This is a genomic window from Streptococcus sp. Marseille-P7376, from assembly GCF_902460385.1.
Classification (GTDB): domain Bacteria; phylum Bacillota; class Bacilli; order Lactobacillales; family Streptococcaceae; genus Streptococcus; species Streptococcus sinensis.
The window spans coordinates 1-19,384 of the sequence record NZ_CABPTS010000002.1 but is presented as its reverse complement, the minus strand read 5'-3'; the positions used below and the strand labels follow the sequence as shown (position 1 = coordinate 19,384).

General features: G+C 42.9%; 18 protein-coding genes. 17 read left to right on the top strand and 1 reads right to left on the bottom strand.

Annotated elements, in window-relative coordinates; all coding sequences use genetic code 11:
* The first annotated feature begins 26 nt into the window (after positions 1 to 26).
* From topA to FZ952_RS01565, 17 genes are all read left to right on the top strand, one after another.
* Entirely contained in the window at positions 27 to 2,120 is a 2,094-nt protein-coding gene (topA, locus tag FZ952_RS01645; protein ID WP_148880380.1) for a type I DNA topoisomerase, read from the top strand.
* A 41-nt stretch (positions 2,121 to 2,161) separates the two neighbouring features.
* The gene (locus FZ952_RS01640; RefSeq protein ID WP_148880379.1) at positions 2,162 to 2,656 is read left to right on the top strand and encodes a phosphoribosylanthranilate isomerase; all 495 of its coding nucleotides are present in this window, start codon (positions 2,162 to 2,164) and stop codon (positions 2,654 to 2,656) included.
* 93 nt (positions 2,657 to 2,749) lie between these two features.
* A complete protein-coding gene (gene trmFO / locus FZ952_RS01635; RefSeq protein WP_148880378.1) occupies positions 2,750 to 4,084 on the top strand; it encodes a methylenetetrahydrofolate--tRNA-(uracil(54)-C(5))-methyltransferase (FADH(2)-oxidizing) TrmFO in 1,335 nt (444 codons plus the stop codon).
* A 106-nt stretch (positions 4,085 to 4,190) separates the two neighbouring features.
* Complete coding sequence (locus tag FZ952_RS01630; protein WP_148880377.1) at positions 4,191 to 5,015, top strand: alpha/beta hydrolase; 825 nt, start codon at positions 4,191 to 4,193, stop codon at positions 5,013 to 5,015.
* 26 nt (positions 5,016 to 5,041) lie between these two features.
* A complete protein-coding gene (locus FZ952_RS01625) occupies positions 5,042 to 5,782 on the top strand; it encodes an esterase family protein (protein WP_148880376.1) in 741 nt (246 codons plus the stop codon).
* Positions 5,783 to 5,809: 27 nt separating this feature from the next.
* Positions 5,810 to 6,988: an acetyl-CoA carboxylase biotin carboxylase subunit family protein gene (locus FZ952_RS01620; RefSeq protein ID WP_148880375.1), complete on the top strand. Its 1,179-nt coding sequence runs from the start codon at positions 5,810 to 5,812 to the stop codon at positions 6,986 to 6,988.
* 184 nt (positions 6,989 to 7,172) lie between these two features.
* Positions 7,173 to 7,613, top strand: coding sequence for a hypothetical protein (locus tag FZ952_RS11710; RefSeq protein ID WP_262366315.1), 441 nt, complete (start codon positions 7,173 to 7,175; stop codon positions 7,611 to 7,613).
* A gap of 185 nt (positions 7,614 to 7,798) precedes the next feature.
* Positions 7,799 to 8,767 carry a thiamine pyrophosphate-dependent dehydrogenase E1 component subunit alpha gene (locus FZ952_RS01610; protein ID WP_062198391.1) on the top strand — a complete coding sequence of 323 codons (969 nt, stop codon included), beginning with the start codon at positions 7,799 to 7,801 and terminating at the stop codon, positions 8,765 to 8,767.
* 19 nt (positions 8,768 to 8,786) lie between these two features.
* On the top strand, positions 8,787 to 9,779 hold the full coding sequence (locus tag FZ952_RS01605; protein ID WP_148880374.1) for an alpha-ketoacid dehydrogenase subunit beta: 993 nt from the start codon (positions 8,787 to 8,789) through the stop codon (positions 9,777 to 9,779).
* 127 nt (positions 9,780 to 9,906) lie between these two features.
* A complete protein-coding gene (locus FZ952_RS01600; RefSeq protein WP_148880373.1) occupies positions 9,907 to 10,950 on the top strand; it encodes a dihydrolipoamide acetyltransferase in 1,044 nt (347 codons plus the stop codon).
* A 72-nt stretch (positions 10,951 to 11,022) separates the two neighbouring features.
* Complete coding sequence (gene lpdA, locus FZ952_RS01595; RefSeq protein ID WP_148880372.1) at positions 11,023 to 12,726, top strand: dihydrolipoyl dehydrogenase; 1,704 nt, start codon at positions 11,023 to 11,025, stop codon at positions 12,724 to 12,726.
* A 14-nt stretch (positions 12,727 to 12,740) separates the two neighbouring features.
* Positions 12,741 to 13,730, top strand: coding sequence for a lipoate--protein ligase (locus FZ952_RS01590; RefSeq protein ID WP_148880371.1), 990 nt, complete (start codon positions 12,741 to 12,743; stop codon positions 13,728 to 13,730).
* Between the two features lie 195 nt (positions 13,731 to 13,925).
* Positions 13,926 to 14,831, top strand: a complete 906-nt coding sequence (gene murB / locus FZ952_RS01585) for a UDP-N-acetylmuramate dehydrogenase (RefSeq protein WP_062198381.1) — start codon at positions 13,926 to 13,928, stop codon at positions 14,829 to 14,831.
* A gap of 217 nt (positions 14,832 to 15,048) precedes the next feature.
* The gene (locus FZ952_RS01580; RefSeq protein ID WP_148880370.1) at positions 15,049 to 16,206 is read left to right on the top strand and encodes an ABC transporter ATP-binding protein; all 1,158 of its coding nucleotides are present in this window, start codon (positions 15,049 to 15,051) and stop codon (positions 16,204 to 16,206) included.
* Complete coding sequence (locus tag FZ952_RS01575) at positions 16,187 to 16,993, top strand: ABC transporter permease (protein ID WP_125373028.1); 807 nt, start codon at positions 16,187 to 16,189, stop codon at positions 16,991 to 16,993. The genes FZ952_RS01580 and FZ952_RS01575 overlap by 20 nt, the downstream gene beginning before the upstream one ends.
* Positions 16,990 to 17,763 (top strand): ABC transporter permease, encoded by a 774-nt coding sequence (locus FZ952_RS01570; RefSeq protein WP_062198374.1) that lies wholly within the window; start codon positions 16,990 to 16,992, stop codon positions 17,761 to 17,763. Before FZ952_RS01575 ends, FZ952_RS01570 begins: the two co-directional genes overlap by 4 nt.
* Entirely contained in the window at positions 17,760 to 18,830 is a 1,071-nt protein-coding gene (locus FZ952_RS01565) for an ABC transporter substrate-binding protein (RefSeq protein ID WP_148880369.1), read from the top strand. The genes FZ952_RS01570 and FZ952_RS01565 overlap by 4 nt, the downstream gene beginning before the upstream one ends.
* 40 nt (positions 18,831 to 18,870) lie before the next feature.
* Here FZ952_RS01565 and FZ952_RS01560 read toward each other — a convergent pair.
* Positions 18,871 to 19,384, bottom strand: a 514-nt coding sequence (locus FZ952_RS01560; protein ID WP_148880368.1) for a transposase, incomplete at its 5' end; no start/stop codon positions are given.

Sequence of the window (19,384 nt, the reverse complement as noted above, 5' to 3'; positions counted from 1 at the left end):
CTATGAGATTTTATTTCTGATAGAAGGTGTCTAAATTGGTAACAAAAACAAAGAAAAAATCTACGACCAAGAAAAATCTTGTCATCGTAGAGTCGCCTGCCAAGGCAAAAACAATAGAAAAATATCTGGGACGAAACTATAAGGTTCTAGCCAGTGTGGGACATATTCGAGACCTGAAAAAGTCCACCATGTCCATCGATTTTGAGAATAACTATGAGCCGCAGTACATCAATATCCGTGGCAAAGGTCCTTTGATTAATGACTTGAAAAAAGAAGCAAAGAAAGCCAAGCAAGTTTTTCTGGCAAGTGACCCGGACCGCGAAGGAGAAGCTATTTCCTGGCATCTGGCTCATATTCTTAATCTAGATGAACAAGAGAAAAACCGTGTCGTCTTCAATGAAATCACCAAAGATGCTGTCAAAAATGCTTTTAAAGAGCCGCGTCAGATTGATATGAATTTAGTTGATGCGCAGCAGGCTCGTCGAGTTCTGGACCGCTTGGTTGGTTATTCCATTTCTCCTATTCTCTGGAAAAAAGTCAAAAAAGGCTTGTCGGCCGGTCGGGTGCAGTCTGTCGCTCTCAAGCTGATTATCGATCGGGAAAATGAAATCAACGCCTTCAAACCGGAAGAATACTGGACGATTGACGGAACCTTCAAGAAAGGAACTCGTCAATTTCAAGCCAGCTTTTACGGTATGAATGGTAAAAAGATGAAGCTGACTAATAACGATGAGGTCAAAGAAGTTCTGTCTCACCTCAAGGGTGATGACTTTACAGTCGACAGTGTCGAAAAGAAAGAGCGTCGACGCAATGCTCCGCTGCCCTACACGACTTCCTCTATGCAGCAGGATGCCGCTAATAAGATTAATTTCCGAACTCGTAAGACCATGATGGTGGCTCAGCAGCTCTATGAGGGGATTAATATCGGTTCTGGCGTCCAAGGTCTGATCACGTATATGCGTACCGACTCGACTCGCATCAGCCCTGTGGCGCAAAATGAAGCAGCAAGCTTTATCACGGATAAATTTGGCGCCAAATATTCCAAACATGGCAGCAAGGCTAAGAATGCTTCTGGGGCTCAAGATGCCCACGAAGCCATTCGTCCTTCCAGCGTCTTCAATACACCGGAAAGTATCGCAAAGTATCTGGATAAGGATCAACTTAAGCTCTATACGCTGATTTGGAACCGCTTTGTTGCCAGCCAAATGACTGCAGCAGTCTTTGATACTATGAATGTTAAGCTGGGGCAAAATGGTGTCCAATTTGCTGCCAACGGCAGTCAGGTCAAGTTTGATGGTTATCTGGCTATTTACAACGACTCTGACAAAAATAAAATGCTGCCAGACATGGAAGAGGGGAACACAGTCAAACGTGTCAATACCAATCCAGAACAGCATTTTACCCAGCCACCTGCTCGTTATTCTGAAGCGACTCTCATCAAGACCTTGGAAGAAAATGGTGTTGGTCGGCCATCTACCTATGCACCGACTATTGAGACCATTCAGAAACGCTACTATGTTAAGCTGGTTTCCAAGCGCTTTGAGCCGACGGAACTAGGTGAGATTGTCAATTCACTAATTGTCGAATTCTTCCCAGGCATCGTAAATGTGAAATTTACAGCCGAAATGGAAGCAAAACTGGATGATGTAGAAGTCGGAAAAGAGCAGTGGCAGAAAGTTATTGACGAGTTTTATCAACCTTTTGAAAAGGAAGTGGCTAAAGCTGAGTCTGAGATGGAGAAAATCCAAATCAAGGATGAGCCAGCCGGTTTTGACTGTGAGGTCTGCGGCAGTCCCATGGTTATCAAGTTGGGTCGATTTGGCAAGTTCTATGCTTGTAGTAATTTCCCTGACTGTCGTCACACTCAAGCTATTGTCAAGGAAATCGGCGTGACCTGTCCACAGTGCCAGAAAGGTCAAGTTATCGAGCGTAAGACTAAGCGAAATCGCATTTTCTATGGCTGTGATCGTTATCCAGATTGTGATTTCACATCTTGGGACAAGCCAGTCGGACGTAACTGTCCAAAATGCGACCACTATCTAGTTGAAAAGAAAGTTCGCGGCGGCGGTAAGCAGGTGGTCTGCAGCAATGGCGACTATCAAGAGGAAAAAGTGAAATAAGTTGTATTGTTCAATCTATTTTAAAAAATAAGGAACAGGCTATGACAGATAAATTTGCCGAATTTCTTAAAATCGCGTCTCAACTGAATAAGATGGGAATTGTTCCACTGCTGATGGGCTCTCTGGGACTGGAGCTGGTTACAGGACTTGACTGGCAGGCGCGTGATATCGACATTCACGTTCACGGTGATGAGCGTGGCTGGGAAGCACCTGATGAAGAGCGTATTTATAATATGGACAAGATTGAACCCATGATGGATCGCTTGGGCTATCGTTTGGTCGATCTGCACGAGCATGAATTTCAAAAAGAAGGCTTGTCTGTTGAATTTGGGGTCATGGAAACCTTGGAGGCATTCGCTGGTGTGCCGCTAGAGAAGTTGACTCGAAAAGAAGTTGAAGATGTTGAATTTCTACTGCCGAATGCAGAGCACTTTTTGGGTATCTACCGCGCTTCTTCTCAAGATTCTTACCGTAACGAGAATAACAATCATAAGGATTTTGCTAAGATTGCTTACTTGGAAAAAATGGCAAAATGATGGACAGACGGGACTTCTCCTGTCTGTCTTTTTTACTAGCTTTTTGTTATAATGGTCAGAGTGAAAATCTAGAAATATCCAAGGGAGAGTATCATGTCATCATCCTATATCAATGTTATCGGAGCTGGTCTTGCGGGCAGTGAAGCAGCTTACCAGATTGCCAAGCGCGGAATCCCAGTCAAACTCTATGAAATGCGGGGTGTCAAGTCAACACCCCAACATAAAACTGCGGACTTTGCCGAACTTGTCTGCTCTAACTCCCTGCGCGGAGATGCGCTGACCAACGCTGTCGGTCTGCTTAAGGAAGAAATGCGGCGGCTGGACTCGGTCATTTTAAGAGCTGCAGAAGCGACTCGAGTGCCAGCTGGTGGCGCTCTAGCAGTTGATAGAGAAGGTTTTTCGCAGCTAGTAACGGAGCAAGTGACCAATCATCCATTGATTGAAGTCATTCGTGAGGAAATCACTGAAATTCCAGAAGATGCCATCACGGTCATTGCGACAGGGCCTTTGACCAGCGATGCTTTGGCAGAAAAAATCCATGCGCTCAATGGAGGCGATGGTTTTTATTTCTATGACGCAGCAGCGCCAATCATTGATGTCAATACCATTGATATGAGCAAGGTCTATCTCAAATCTCGTTATGATAAGGGGGAAGCAGCCTATCTCAATGCGCCTATGACCAAGCAAGAATTTATGGATTTCCATGAGGCTTTGGTCAATGCGGAGGAAGCACCACTCAATTCCTTTGAAAAAGAAAAATACTTTGAAGGCTGCATGCCTATTGAAGTCATGGCTAAGCGAGGCATTAAAACCATGCTTTATGGACCAATGAAGCCAGTTGGTTTAGAATATCCAGATGACTATCAAGGACCTCGCGACGGAGATTTTAAGACGCCATACGCTGTGGTGCAGCTTCGTCAAGATAATGCAGCAGGTAGTCTGTACAACATTGTCGGCTTCCAAACTCATCTCAAGTGGGGTGAGCAAAAGCGTGTCTTTCAGATGATTCCTGGTCTTGAGAATGCAGAATTTGTTCGCTACGGTGTCATGCACCGTAACTCCTACATGGACTCTCCAAATCTGCTGGAGCAGACTTTCCGCTCTAAGAAACAGCCCAATCTTTTCTTTGCTGGTCAGATGACGGGTGTTGAAGGTTATGTTGAGTCTGCGGCTTCTGGTCTGGTCGCTGGTATCAATGCCGCTCGACTCTTCAAGGGAGAAGAAGCACTTGTTTTTCCAGAAACAACAGCTATCGGCAGCCTGCCTCATTATGTTACCCATGCTGACAGCAAGCATTTCCAACCCATGAATGTCAATTTTGGCATTATCAAAGAGCTGGACGGCCCTCGAATTCGTGACAAGAAAGAGCGTTATGAGAAGATTGCTGAGCGGGCATTGGCAGATTTAGAGGCCTATTTAGATAAATAGAGCAGAATTTTACCGAAAATCTCAAAAAAGTTAGGAAACGCCTAACTTTTTTACTAATTTTATGATATAATAAATAAAATTTTTGAAAATAGAAAGTTTTCTGAAAATGAATAAATCATATTTCTACCTTGATATGAAAACCCATGAGTTGGTGGTTCCTTATACCAAGCAAAAACGACGCGTGAGGGTTTTACTTCCAAAAAACTATGCTCAAGACACCAAGCAGACTTACCCAGTCGTCTATTTTCACGATGGGCAAAACATCCTTTACAGCAAGGAGTCTTTCAGTGGCCATTCTTGGAAAGTTATTCCGACAATCAAGCGCAATCCCGATATTGAAAAAATGATAGTCGTAGCCATTGATAACGACGGTCCGAGACGAATGAATGAATACTCAGCCTGGAAGTTTCAAGAGTCCAATATTCCTGGTATTCAGTTCGGCGGTAAGGGAACAGAGTATGCAGAGTTCGTTATGGATGTCGTCAAACCTTTTATTGACGAAAACTATCGGACGAAGGCTGATCGCCAGCATACAGCTATGATTGGTTCCTCATTGGGGGGCAATATCACTCAGTTTATAGGCATTGAGTATCAAGACCAAGTCGGCTGTCTGGGTGTTTTTTCATCAGCTAACTGGCTCCATCAGGAAGCCTTTGACCGTTATATAGAGCGTCAGAAGCTACAACCTGACCAGCGGATTTTCATCTATGTTGGAACGGAGGAAGCTGATGATACGGACAAGACCCTCATGGCAGGTAATATCAAACAAGCCTATATCGATTCTTCGCTCAGTTATTACCGTCAGCTGATTGCTACTGGTGTGGAGCTGGATAATCTGCACATCAAAATCCAGTCCGGAGCGATTCACAATGAAGTAGACTGGGCAGAGAATCTACCCGACTGTTTCCGCTTTATCAGTGAAAAGTGGTAGGAAAAGAAGCTAAAAGGAGAAAACAAATGCATGTAGAATTTTTAAGTCATTGGAGTGGAAATCTAGGCCGAGAAATGTATATCAATCGTTATGGTCATGCTGGTATTCCAGTAGTGGTCTTTGCTTCGTCAGGTGGCACTCACAATGAATATGCTGATTTTGGCATGATTGAAGCCTGCTCTTGGTTCATCGAGACAGGGAAGGTTCAGTTTTTCACTTTGAGCAGCGTGGATAGCGAAAGCTGGCTGGCTGACTGGAAGCATCCCCACGATCGTGCTGAGATGCACCGTGCTTATGAGCGTTATGTCATTGAAGAAGCGATTCCGTTTATCAAGCACAAGACAGGCTGGTTTGACCCAATGATGACGACCGGCTGTTCTATGGGAGCTTATCACGCTGTTAATTTCTTCCTCCAGCATCCGGATGTTTTCAATAAAGTGATTGCCCTTAGCGGAGTTTACGACGCTCGCTTTTTTGTCGGTGACAATTTGAACGACGAAGCCATTTATCAAAACTCGCCAGCTGACTATATCTGGAACCAAAACGACGGTTGGTTCATCGACCGTTACCGTCAAGCAGATATCATTATTTGTACTGGCCTGGGTGATTGGGAACAAGATGGCCTGCCATCCTTCTATACCCTAAAAGAAGCTTTTGAGCACAAAAATATTCCAGCTTGGTTCTCTGAGTGGGGGCATGATGTGGCCCATGATTGGATTTGGTGGCGCAAGCAGATGCCTTATTTCCTAAGTCAGTTAAATCTTTAAAATGTCAAGTAGAAAGGAAGTCTTACTATGAATTATATCGTTATCTCCCCTTACTATCCGCAAAATTTTCAGCAGTTTACAATTGAGCTGGCCAACAAGGGCATTACAGTACTTGGTATCGGTCAGGAGCCTTATGACCAACTAGATCAGCCGTTGAAAGATGCTTTAACTGAGTATTTCCGTGTTGAAAATTTAGAAAATCTGGATGAAGTCAAACGTGCAGTTGCTTTCCTTTTCTACAAACATGGCCCAATTGACCGCATCGAGTCCCACAATGAATACTGGCTGGAGCAGGATGCCCAGTTGCGAGAGCAATTTAATATTTTCGGAGCCAAACCAAAAGATCTGAAAAAGACCAAGTTTAAGTCTGAAATGAAGAAATTCTTCAAAAAGGCTGGTGTGCCAGTTGTTCCAGGTCAGGTTGTTAAAACTCTGTCCGGTGTGGATTTGGCTGTCAATAAAATCGGTCTGCCCCTGATTGCCAAGCCAGACAATGGTGTTGGAGCAGCAGCCACTTTCAAGCTTGAAACAGGAGCAGATGTTGATCGTTTCAAGGCAGAATGGGATCAGGAAACAGTTTATTTCTTTGAAAAATTTGTGACTTCAAGTGAGATTTGTACTTTTGATGGACTGATTGATTCTAATGGAAATATTGTCTTTTCAACAACCTTTGACTATGCGCACACACCGCTTGATTTGATGCTCTATAAAGCAGATAATTCCTATTACATCCTCAAGGATATGGATCCAAAACTTCGTGAATATGGGGAAGCGATTGTCAAAACGTTTGGCATGAAAGAGCGCTTTTTCCACATAGAATTTTTCCGTCAAGATGGTGATTATATCGCCCTAGAATACAATAATCGACCGGCCGGTGGTTTTACAATTGATGTTTATAATTACGCTCATTCAATCGATCTTTATAAGGGTTATGCTGCTATTGTAGCAGGCGAACCATTTCCTGGGTCACACATGGAGCCATTATTCTGCTTGGCAACCGCTCGCCGTTCGACCTCACATTATGCTTATTCAGAGGCAGACTTGCTTGAAAAATATCGGGATAACTTTAAAGTCAAAAAAGATATGCCAGCAGCTTTCGCAGAGCTTCAGGGCGATGTTCTCTATATGCTGACGACTCCAAGCCGCGAGGAGCTTGATCAAATGGTGGTAGATTTTGGGAAGAAAGTGGACGATGCCGCACAATAGTTTTCGACACCATGCAAAACGTCAGGCACAGCAATCATTTGTTTAGCACATACATATAGTGTCTAATAGAGTTAGAATACGAGAGATAATTTGAAATCTATTGCATTATTTTAGAGTAAGATTCATGAATGTCTGGAGGTGGCGGTCAGCCACCTCTTTTTGTTTGCTAGAAAAGAGAGAAATTATGAAGCGAATTTTTCTTGTTTTTTCCAATGTTATGCTGTTGATTTTCTTTTTGTGGGTGTTTTCAATTACAAACCAATGTTTAACTTATGATTTATATTCTTCAGTCTTTGTCTTTTCTGCCAGCGAAACTTTCAAATATGAAAATATCAAAACTGAATTGGATAAACTCGCAGAGGGAAACACGACCCTCATCGGTCGTATGGTGCAAGTTTCTGATGAGAATAGCGATAAAAATATTCGATATGAGTTATATGGTCAGGAGAAATTGCCTCAAGGGCTGAATAAAGCAAAAGATTCAACAAGTCGCTCTTCGAGTTTGGTCGTTAATTATTACAAATTTAATGGTTCTTTAAAAAGTGAGGAGCGAGTGATTATCATAGCAACTCATAATCCGATAATTTCGGACATGGCAGATGAAGTCATTGAAATAGAAAAATGATAGGGCTATTGTTAAGTAATCAATGTAGTCTAAAGTTTGTGAAAATATTAATTTTCTAGCCAAAACTGGTGTATCTATGCGATATGCCAATTTTTCTTTGTGAAATTTTCTAAGCATAAATTTTGACAGGGCTTACAGCTTTGGATAAAATGTGTCTATAGAATGATGCTTAGAAAGGCAAAAATATGTCAACTTTAGATAAAGATCTTTTGTTAGAGATGTTCCGTAAGATGGAAGAAATCCGTCGCATGGATTTGAAAATTGCACAACTTGTAAAAAAAGGAAAAGTTCCGGGCATGACCCACTTTTCAGTTGGTGAGGAGGCTGCAAATGTAGGAGCGATGCTTGCTTTAAATCCTGATGATTTGATCACTTCAAATCACCGTGGGCATGGTCAAGCCATTGCTAAAGGTATCGACCTAAATGGTATGATGGCTGAAATCCTTGGTAAGTACAATGGTACTTGTAAAGGAAAAGGCGGCTCTATGCACATTGCTGACTTAGATGCCGGAAACCTTGGTGCCAATGGTATCGTTGGCGGTGGTATGGGAATCGCTGTCGGAGCAGCTCTGACCCAGCAAATGCATAAGACCGGTAAGATTGTTGTCTGCTTCTTTGGTGACGGTGCTACCAACGAAGGTGTCTTCCATGAAGCAGTCAATATGGCTTCTATCTGGAATCTTCCAGTTATTTTCTATTGTATCAATAACGGCTATGGCATTTCTGCTGACATCAAGAAAATGACCAATGTAGAGCACATCCACGAGCGCAGTGCAGCTTATGGCATTCCAGGTATGTTCATCGAAGATGGCAATAATGTTCTGGATGTCTATGAAGGTTTCCAAAAGGCTGTGGAGCATGTTCGCAGTGGTAAAGGACCTGTCTTGATTGAGAGCGTAACTTATCGTTGGTTGGGACACTCTTCTTCTGACCCAGGTAAATACCGTACTCGTGAAGAAGTAGAAGAATGGAAGAAAAAAGATCCAATCGAATATCTTCGTAAATACTTGCTGGAAAACAAGATTGCAAGCGAGGAAGAGCTGGAAGCAATCCAAGCTAGTGTCAAAGAAGCAGTAGAAGCATCTGTCAAGTTTGCAGAAGAAAGCCCATTCCCGCCGCTTGAATCTGCCTTTGAAGATATTTACGCAGACTAAAGAGAGGAGAAAAAAGAAAATGGAAACTAAAACTATGTCTTTTCGTGACACCATTATCCTCGCTATGTCTGAGGAAATGCGTCGCGATGAAAATGTACTCTTGATGGGAGAAGATGTCGGAGTCTTTGGTGGAGATTTCGGAACATCTGTTGGTATGCTGGAAGAGTTTGGACCTGAGCGTGTGCGTGACTGTCCAATTTCTGAAGCAGCTATTTCTGGAGCAGCTGCTGGAGCAGCCATGACAGGACTACGTCCAATCGTCGATATGACCTTCATGGACTTCTCTGTTATCGCCATGGATGCTATTGTCAACCAAGCCGCTAAAACGCGTTATATGTTTGGCGGAAAAGGCCAAGTGCCAATTACTGTCCGCTGTGCAGCAGGTAATGGAGTTGGTTCTGCTGCTCAGCACTCGCAGTCTTTGGAATCTTGGTTTACCCACATTCCAGGGCTTAAGGTAGTCGCTCCAGGAACTCCGGCAGATATGAAAGGCCTTCTCAAGGCTTCTATCCGAGACAACAACCCAGTCATTATCCTGGAATACAAGTCTGAATTTAACCAAAAAGGCGAGGTGCCACTAGATCCTGAGTATGTAATCCCACTTGGTGTTGGCGAAATCAAAAAAGAAGGTACCGATGTAACAGTTGTTACTTACGGTAAAATGCTACGACGTGTGGTTCAAGCTGCTGAAGAATTGGCAGAAGAAGGTATCTCTGTAGAAGTGGTTGATCCACGTACATTGGTGCCGCTTGATAAGGATATTATCATCAATTCTGTTAAGAAGACTGGGAAGGTCGTTCTGGTCAATGATGCCCACAAAACTAGCGGTTTTATTGGTGAAATTTCAGCGATTATTTCTGAATCTGAAGCATTTGACTATCTAGATGCTCCAATCCGCCGTTGTGCAGGTGAAGATGTGCCGATGCCTTATGCACAAAACTTGGAAAATGCGATGATTCCGACCGTTGAAAGCATCAAAGATGCTATTCGTAAGACTTATCACAAAGAATAAACTATAATAAAAAAGAATGAAAACATTTAGTTAATGTAAGATTTTTTATGTAAATTGAACTCGTATAAAAAAGAAAATCTTAATGCAGAAGCTGCATTGAATAAACTCACTTAGAATAGGAGAGGTCATGACTGACGAAAAGCTTAGAGCGACTCCTGCTGCCAGAAAACTAGCAGATGATTTGGGAATTAACCTTTACGATGTATCTGGCACAGGTTCAAACGGTCGTGTCCACAAAGAAGACGTGGAAACTTACCAAAATACCCATGCGGTCCGTATTTCACCGCTTGCAAAACGAATTGCCAAGGAACATAATATTGCTTGGCAAGAAATTCAAGGAACTGGCCATCGTGGCAAGATTATGAAAAAGGACGTCCTTGCCTTTCTGCCTGAAAATATTGAGTCAGATACGATTAAGTCTCCTGCTCAAATCGAGAAAGTGGAAGAAGTTCCAGACAACATTACTCCTTACGGTGAAATTGAGCGGATTCCGATGACACCGATGCGGAAGGTCATCGCTCAACGGATGGTAGAATCTTACCTGACGGCACCAACCTTCACTCTCAACTACGATGTCGATATGACAGAAATGCTGGCCTTGCGTAAAAAAGTGCTAGAGCCAATCATGGAAGCTACTGGAAAAAAAGTAACGGTCACAGACCTGCTTTCTCTTGCTGTTGTCAAGACATTGATGAAGCACCCATACATCAACGCTTCCTTGACTGAAGATGGTAAAACTATCATCACTCACAATTATGTGAATTTGGCTATGGCGGTCGGTATGGACAATGGCCTGATGACACCAGTTGTCTACAACGCAGAAAAAATGAGCTTGTCAGAGTTGGTTGTAGCCTTTAAAGACGTTATCGGACGTACGTTGGATGGTAAGTTGGCACCGAGCGAACTGCAAAACTCAACCTTCACAATCAGTAATTTGGGAATGTTTGGCGTTCAGTCCTTTGGGCCAATCATCAACCAACCAAACTCTGCTATTTTGGGTGTCAGCTCAACGGTTGAAAAACCTGTCGTTGTTAATGGCGAAATTGTTATCCGTCCAATTATGAGTCTGGGCTTGACTATTGACCACCGTGTAGTTGATGGAATGGCTGGAGCTAAGTTTATGAAGGACTTGAAGGCTTTGATTGAAGACCCAATTTCAATGTTGGTATAAGATTTTCTTTGCTATTCTAAAAAGCAAAGAGGCACTTAGCAAATGAAAAACTAGTTAGAAAAGGAAAGAAAAATGGCTTTAGAAGTAATTATGCCAAAAGCCGGCGTGGATATGACCGAAGGACAAATTGTCCAATGGAATAAAAAAGTCGGCGAATTTGTCAAAGAAGGGGAAATCCTTTTGGAAATCATGACTGACAAGGTCAGCATGGAATTGGAAGCAGAAGAAGATGGCTACCTGATTGCCATTCTCAAGGGTGATGGCGAAACCGTTCCAGTAACAGAGGTTATCGGTTACCTTGGTGAAGAAGGCGAAAATATCCCAACAGCAGGAGCAGCAGCGCCAGCAGCTAGCCCTGCACCTGCAGTAAGTGCCTCAAATGATGATGGTAAGAGCGATGATGCTTACGATATCGTTGTTATCGGTGGTGGTCCTGCTGGATACGTAGCAGCCATCAAAGCGGCTCAACTTGGTGGCAAGATTGCCTTGGTTGAGAAGTCTGAACTCGGCGGAACTTGCTTGAACCGTGGCTGTATCCCAACGAAGACTTACCTTCACAATGCTGAAATTATCGAAAACATCGGTCATGCAGCAAATCGCGGTATTGTCATTGAAAATCCTAACTTTACTGTTGATATGGACAAGCTCCTGGCAACCAAGTCTAAAGTTGTCAATACCTTAGTTGGCGGTGTTGCTGGCCTTCTCCGAAGCTATGGCGTAGATGTCCATAAGGGAATTGGTACCATTACTAAAGACAAGAATGTTTTGGTAAATGGTTCGGAATTGCTTGAAACCAAGAAAATCATCCTTGCTAGTGGTTCAAAAGTCAGCAAGATCAATGTTCCAGGTATGGAATCATCTCTTGTTATGACCAGTGATGATATTCTGGAAATGAATGAAGTGCCAGAAAGCCTCGTTATTATTGGTGGTGGAGTTGTTGGTATTGAGCTTGGTCAAGCCTTCATGACATTTGGCTCAAAAGTCACTGTCATTGAAATGATGGATCGTATCGTTCCAGCCATGGATGCGGAAGTTTCTAAGAACCTTCGCCTCATCTTGGAACGCAAGGGGATGACAATTCTGACTGAAACTAAGTTGGAAGAAATCATCGAAGAAAACGGCAAACTTCGTATCAAGGTAGAAGGAAAAGAGGACATTGTCGCAAGTAAGGCTCTTCTTTCAATCGGACGTGTGCCGGACCTAGAAGGTATCGGAGATGTTGAGTTCGAACTGGATCGTGGCCGTATCAAAGTCAACGAGTACATGGAAACTTCTGTTCCAGGTATTTACGCACCGGGCGATATCAACGGTACCAAGATGTTGGCCCACGCAGCCTTCCGTATGGGTGAAGTAGCGGCTGAAAATTCCCTTAAAGGTAACCATGTTGTTGCGAAACTCAACTTGACTCCTGCCGCTATCTATACTCTTCCTGAAGTAGCAGCAGTTGGTCTGACCGAAAAACAAGCTCGTGAGAAATACGATGTTGCCATCGGTAAATTCAACTTCGCAGCGAATGGTCGTGCTATCGCTTCTGACGCGGCTCAAGGCTTTGTTAAAGTTATCGCTGATAAGAAATACGGAGAAATCCTTGGCGTCCACATCATTGGTCCTGCAGCGGCAGAATTGATCAACGAAGCGTCAAGCATTATCGAAATGGAAATCACAGTTGAGGAAATGCTCAAGACCATCCACGGACACCCAACTTATTCAGAAGTGATGTACGAAGCGTTTGCGGATGTTCTAGGAATGGCTATCCACTCACCTAAGAAGAAATAAAGGATGTCTCGTCAATGAAATATATCATTAACAACAGCAATGATACTGCCTTTAATATCGCTCTCGAGGAGTATGCTTTTAAGCATCTCCTTGATGAGGATCAAATTTTCCTGCTCTGGATCAATAAGCCATCGATTATTGTCGGGCGCCATCAAAACACCATCCAAGAAATCAACCGCGACTATGTGCGGGAACATGGTATTGAAGTGGTTCGCCGCATTAGCGGTGGTGGAGCCGTTTACCACGATCTGAACAACCTGAACTACACGATTATTTCCAAAGAAGATGAGAATAAAGCCTTTGATTTCAAATCTTTCTCAACGCCTGTAATCAATACCTTGGCTCAGCTTGGGATAAAGGCTGAATTCACTGGCCGCAATGACTTGGAAATTGATGGCAAAAAATTCTGTGGTAATGCCCAAGCCTACATCAACGGACGCATTATGCACCACGGTTGCTTGCTTTTTGACGTTGATTTGTCAGTCTTGGCCAATGCTCTTAAGGTTTCTAAGGATAAGTTTGAATCCAAGGGAGTTCAATCTGTCCGTGCTCGTGTGACCAATATTGTGGACGAGCTTCCAGAGAAAATCACTGTTGAAGAATTTAAAGATCTTCTCCTGGCTTATATGAAAAAAGAGTACCCTGAGATGACAGAGTATGTCTTTTCGGACCAAGAACTGGCGGAAATCAATCGTATCAAGGATACCAAATTCGGTACTTGGGACTGGAACTACGGCAAATCACCTGAATTTAACATCCGTCGTGGAACAAAATTCCCTAGCGGTAAGGTCGAAGTTTTTGCCAATGTTATCGAGTCTAAAATCCAAGATATCAAGATTTATGGTGACTTCTTTGGTATCGAAGACGTCGCAGCTGTAGAAGATGTCCTTCGCGGCGTTCGCTATGAACGTGAGGATGTCCTCAAAGCACTGGAAACGATTGATATTACCCGCTATTTTGCCGGTATCAGCAAAGAAGAGATTGCTGAAGCGATTGTTGGGTAAAATAGAACCCAAACTCATTTTGAGTTTGGGTTCTATTTGCTGTCTCTATAGCCTCTCAACCTTAAAATTGCTTTGATGTGGAGTAAAATTAGCAATAGTCTAGCTAGATATTTATCAGCTTTTTTATTCAAATTATCGTAAATGTCATATAATTTTGATATAATAGAGTGTATTTTGTAAAAAAGAGAGTAAATCATGCAAAACTTAGAAAAATTTAATGCTGAATTAGAAGGAATTGACATTCGCTTCAATGAACCTTTGAGTCAATATACCTACACAAAGGTAGGAGGAGCGGCTGATTTCTTAGTTTTTCCGCGCAATCGGTATGAGCTGGCTAGAATTGTCAAATTCGCCAATCGTGAAAACATCCCTTGGCTGGTGTTAGGGAATGCCAGCAATATTATTGTACGGGACGGCGGTATTCGGGGCTTTGTCATCATGTTTGACAAATTAAACAATGTAGCAGTGGATGGTTACACAATTGAGGCTGAAGCAGGGGCAAATCTGATTCAGACAACGCGTATTGCTCTGCATCATAGCTTAACAGGCTTTGAATTTGCCTGCGGTATTCCAGGTAGTGTCGGTGGCGCTGTCTTTATGAATGCTGGCGCTTATGGTGGTGAAATCGGTCATGTGCTGGTTTCTTGTAAGGTCTTGACGCCGGAGGGGGAAATTAAGACCCTAGATGCTCGTGATATGCGATTTGGCTATCGTCATTCACTTGTTCAGGAAACAGGTGACGTTGTGATTTCGGCTAAGTTTGCCTTGGCACCTGGTGTTCATCGAAATATTCGTCATGAAATGGAACGCTTGACCCATCTGCGTGAACTCAAGCAACCTTTGGAATACCCATCTTGCGGTTCAGTATTCAAGCGTCCGCTAGGGCATTTTGCCGGGCAGTTGATTAGTGAGGCTGGTTTAAAAGGCTGTCGAATCGGTGGTGTAGAGGTTTCAGAAAAACATGCTGGTTTTATGATTAACGTCGATCATGGTACGGCTAGTGATTATGAAAATCTGATTGCCCACGTTATTCAAACAGTAAAAGAGCATTCTGGGGTCACTCTGGAACGCGAAGTTAGAATCATCGGAGAAGCTTTATAGTTCGACAAGCAATTTGTCAGACTAGTTCTTTCTGATTTCTAGTTCCTAGGTTTGTCCAAGTATTTGGAATAGCAACTATCCATGTGTATCTTAGTAAAGGGGGTGAAAGCCTATCGATATCGCAAGTATGCAGGGCCATAGTAGCCCTCGAGAGGTCTTTGTGGTCTGACAGAACCAAAAATCTGTTAATACATGGAAAAGAAGGAATTTATGTCAATTGAAAAAACCAATCATTGAGTTCAAAAACGTTTCAAAAGTTTTTGAAGACAATAATACCATCGTTCTCAAAGATATCAACTTTGAATTAGAAGAAGGGAAATTTTACACGCTTCTAGGGGCTTCTGGCTCTGGGAAATCAACCATCCTCAATATAATTGCAGGGCTACTGGATGCGACTACAGGAGACATCTTTTTGGATGGTGTCCGCATTAATGACATTCCCACCAATAAACGTGATGTTCACACAGTTTTTCAGTCCTATGCCCTTTTCCCACATATGAATGTCTTTGAGAATGTGGCCTTTCCTTTGCGGCTTCGGAAGGTGGACAAAAAAGAAATTGAACAGCGGGTTGCTGAAGTGCTGAAAATGGTTCAACTGGAAGGCTTTGAGCGTCGCTCTATTCGAAAACTTTCAGGTGGGCAACGCCAGCGGGTGGCCATTGCCCGTGCCATCATCAATCAGCCACGAGTCGTTCTATTGGATGAGCCTCTCTCTGCTCTGGATTTGAAGCTTCGTACGGACATGCAATATGAGCTCCGGGAACTGCAGCAGCGCCTCGGTATCACTTTCGTCTTTGTGACCCACGATCAGGAAGAAGCCCTGGCTATGAGTGACTGGATTTTTGTCATGAATGAAGGCGAAATTGTCCAGTCAGGAACGCCGGTAGATATCTATGATGAGCCGATTAACCACTTTGTTGCGACTTTTATCGGAGAATCTAATATCCTGCCAGGTAAGATGATCGAAGACTACTTGGTCGAGTTCAATGGCAAGCGCTTTGAAGCAGTTGACGGAGGAATGCGACCAAACGAATCCGTTGAAGTGGTGATTCGTCCAGAGGATTTGCGCATTACCCTGCCTGAAGAAGGAAAACTGCAGGTAAAAGTGGATACCCAGCTTTTCCGCGGGGTTCATTATGAAATTATCGCCTATGATGAGCTCGGCAATGAATGGATGATTCACTCGACTCGAAAGGCCATCGTCGGAGAAGAAATCGGTCTGGACTTTGAACCAGAGGATATCCATATCATGCGTCTCAATGAAACAGAAGAAGAATTCGATGCTCGGATTGAAGAGTATGTAGAAATCGAAGAGCAAGAAGCAGGGCTGATCAATGCCATTGAGGAGGAAAGAGATGAAGAAAACAACCTCTAACCTTTTTCTGGTTCCTTATTTTCTTTGGATTCTGCTCTTTGTTCTAGCTCCAGTGATGATGATTGTCTGGAAATCATTCTTTAATATCGAAGGTCAGTTTACGCTGGAAAACTATCGGATTTATTTCACATCGCAGAATCTGACCTATCTGAAAATGAGCTTTAACTCGGTGTTTTACGCAGGTATTATTACCTTGGTCACCTTGCTCATTTCTTATCCGACCGCATATTTTTTGACCCAGCTCAAGCATCGCCAGCTCTGGCTTATGCTGATTGTCCTGCCGACCTGGATCAATCTTTTGCTTAAGGCTTACGCCTTTATCGGTATTTTTGGACAAAACGGATCGGTAAATGAATTTCTGACCTTTATCGGTATCGGTCCCAAGCAGATTCTTTTTACTGACTTTTCTTTTATCTTTGTTGCCAGCTACATTGAGCTGCCCTTTATGATTCTGCCGATTTTCAACGTCTTGGATGATTTGGATCCCAATCTCATCAATGCCAGCTATGACTTGGGTGCCAATCGATGGCAGACCTTCCGCAATGTTGTCTTTCCTCTTTCGATGAATGGCGTGAGAAGTGGTGTACAGTCAGTCTTTATTCCTAGTCTCAGTCTCTTCATGCTGACGCGTTTAATTGGTGGAAACCGTGTCATTACGCTGGGTACGGCCATTGAGCAGCATTTCTTGACAACGCAAAACTGGGGAATGGGCTCAACAATCGGAGTAGTTCTGATTATTGCCATGCTCTTCACCATGTGGGCAACCAAGGAAAGGAGAGAACGATGAAAAAATTTGCTAATCTCTATTTAGCGATTGTGTTTCTAATCCTTTATCTTCCGATCTTTTACTTGATTGCCTATGCTTTCAATGCTGGCGAAGATATGAATAAATTTACTGGATTTGATCTGGTTCATTTTCAAAAGCTGTTTGAAGATTCACGCTTGATTTTGATTTTGGTGCAGACATTTTTCTTAGCCTTTCTTTCTTCACTCATTGCTACAATTATCGGAACTTTTGGTGCTATTTATATTTACCAGGCCCGCAAAAAGTATCAGGATGCTTTCTTATCCATCAATAATATTTTGATGGTGGCGCCTGACGTTATGATTGGGGCTAGCTTCCTGATTCTCTTTACCACGGCTAAATTCCAGTTGGGCTTTGTATCTGTTTTGGCCAGCCACGTCGCCTTTTCAATTCCCATTGTGGTGCTGATGATTTTGCCAAGGCTGAAAGAAATGAATGACGATATGATTAAAGCCGCTTATGATTTGGGAGCCAGTCAAGTCCAGATGCTCAAGGAAATCATGCTGCCTTATCTGACGCCAGCCATCATTGCCGGCTACTTTATGGCTTTCACCTACTCCCTAGATGACTTTGCTGTGACCTTCTTTGTGACAGGAAACGGCTTTTCAACCCTTTCGGTTGAAATCTATTCCCGCGCACGGCAAGGAATTTCCTTGGAAATCAATGCCTTGTCTGCTCTGGTCTTTCTCTTTAGTATCGTTTTAGTCATCGGCTATTACTTTATCACGCGTGAGAAGGAGGAAGCAGCATGAAAAAACTCTATTCGTTTTTAGCAGGGATTCTTGCGATTATCCTGATCTTGTGGGGAATTAGCTATCGGATTGAAAGCAGAACCAACAGCAAGGGCAGTGATAAATTGGTTGTCTATAACTGGGGAGATTACATTGATCCAGACTTGCTGACTGAGTTTACCAAGGAGACAGGTGTGCAGGTTCAGTACGAAACCTTTGATTCCAATGAAGCCATGTACACAAAAATCAAGCAAGGTGGAACAACCTACGATATTGCCATCCCGAGTGAGTACATGATTGCCAAGATGATGAAGGAAAACTTGGTGGAGAAATTGGACCATAGCCAGATCAAAGGCTTGGAAAATATTGGTTCGGACTTTTTGGATCAACCTTTTGATCCAGAAAACCAGTATTCTATTCCTTATTTCTGGGGAACGCTAGGCATTGTTTACAATACTAAAATGGTCGAGCACGCGCCTGAGCACTGGAACGATCTCTGGAAGCCAGAATATAGAAATTCTATCATGATGATTGACGGAGCCCGCGAAGTCATGGGGATTGGTCTGAACTCGAATGGTCATAGTCTCAACTCCAAAGATGCAGAGCAGCTGCAGGAAGCTGTCGATAAGCTTTATACTCTGACGCCTAACATCAAGGCAATCGTCGCTGATGAGATGAAGGGCTACATGATTCAGAATAACGCGGCCATAGGCGTCACCTTCTCTGGTGAAGCCCGTCAAATGCTGGAAGCCAACGAGGATCTGCGCTATGTCGTTCCGACAGAAGCCAGCAACCTTTGGTTTGATAATATCGTTATTCCAAAGACGGTCAAAAATAAAAAAGCTGCCTATCAGTTTATTAACTTTATGCTGAGACCAGAAAATGCTTATAAGAATGCGCTTTATGTTGGCTATTCAACACCAAATCTTCCTGCCAAGGCTATGCTGCCAGAAGACATACAGGAAGATGAGGCTTTCTATCCGACAGAAGAAACTATGAAGCATCTAGAAGTCTATCAGCAGTTAGGACCAAAATGGCTTGGGACTTATAATGACCTCTATCTTCAAGTCAAAATGTATCGCAAATAAAAAAATGGGCTCTTTGTCAACTGTAGTGGGTTGATGTCAGCTAACATCTGGAGAGGACCGAATTGGTTCTCTCCTTTTTGATATTCAAAGCGATGAGAATTCTAGTTCTAAAGTTGTCAAAGTTCCGAAAGCCAAAAGCGTTGCGCTTGATAACTTTGATGAGGTTGTTAGTGGCCTCTAGTTTTGCATTTGAGTAGGTGAGTTCAAGAGCGTTGATAATCTTTTCCTTATCTTTCAAAAAAGTCTTAAAAACAGTCTGAAAGATAGGATTTATACAAGAAATTGTTTCTTCAATGAGTCCAAAGAAATGCTCAGCTTGTTTCTCTTGAAAATGAAAAAGCAAGAGTTGGTAAAGCTCATAGTGTTCTCTGAGTTCTTGAGAGTAAGAAAGTAGCTTTTCAAGAATCTCTTGATTTGTCAAGTGCATGCGAAAAGTCGGACGATAAAAGCGTTTATCGCTGAGTTTCCGACTATCTTGTTGAATGAGTTTCCAGTAGCGTTTCAATGCTTTGTATTCATGCGATTTTCGATCCAAATGATTCATGATTTGAACA

Bases quoted from the DNA above. Each gene is read 5' to 3' on its own strand.
- FZ952_RS01640 (WP_148880379.1), top strand. From the start codon at position 2,162: ATGACAGATAAATTTGCCGAATTTCTTAAAATCGCGTCTCAACTGAAT.
- trmFO (WP_148880378.1), top strand. From the start codon at position 2,750: ATGTCATCATCCTATATCAATGTTATCGGAGCTGGTCTTGCGGGCAGT.
- FZ952_RS01630 (WP_148880377.1), top strand. From the start codon at position 4,191: ATGAATAAATCATATTTCTACCTTGATATGAAAACCCATGAGTTGGTG.
- FZ952_RS01625 (WP_148880376.1), top strand. From the start codon at position 5,042: ATGCATGTAGAATTTTTAAGTCATTGGAGTGGAAATCTAGGCCGAGAA.
- FZ952_RS01620 (WP_148880375.1), top strand. From the start codon at position 5,810: ATGAATTATATCGTTATCTCCCCTTACTATCCGCAAAATTTTCAGCAG.
- FZ952_RS11710 (WP_262366315.1), top strand. From the start codon at position 7,173: ATGAAGCGAATTTTTCTTGTTTTTTCCAATGTTATGCTGTTGATTTTC.
- FZ952_RS01610 (WP_062198391.1), top strand. From the start codon at position 7,799: ATGTCAACTTTAGATAAAGATCTTTTGTTAGAGATGTTCCGTAAGATG.
- FZ952_RS01605 (WP_148880374.1), top strand. From the start codon at position 8,787: ATGGAAACTAAAACTATGTCTTTTCGTGACACCATTATCCTCGCTATG.
- FZ952_RS01600 (WP_148880373.1), top strand. From the start codon at position 9,907: ATGACTGACGAAAAGCTTAGAGCGACTCCTGCTGCCAGAAAACTAGCA.
- lpdA (WP_148880372.1), top strand. From the start codon at position 11,023: ATGGCTTTAGAAGTAATTATGCCAAAAGCCGGCGTGGATATGACCGAA.
- FZ952_RS01590 (WP_148880371.1), top strand. From the start codon at position 12,741: ATGAAATATATCATTAACAACAGCAATGATACTGCCTTTAATATCGCT.
- murB (WP_062198381.1), top strand. From the start codon at position 13,926: ATGCAAAACTTAGAAAAATTTAATGCTGAATTAGAAGGAATTGACATT.
- FZ952_RS01575 (WP_125373028.1), top strand. From the start codon at position 16,187: ATGAAGAAAACAACCTCTAACCTTTTTCTGGTTCCTTATTTTCTTTGG.
- FZ952_RS01570 (WP_062198374.1), top strand. From the start codon at position 16,990: ATGAAAAAATTTGCTAATCTCTATTTAGCGATTGTGTTTCTAATCCTT.
- FZ952_RS01565 (WP_148880369.1), top strand. From the start codon at position 17,760: ATGAAAAAACTCTATTCGTTTTTAGCAGGGATTCTTGCGATTATCCTG.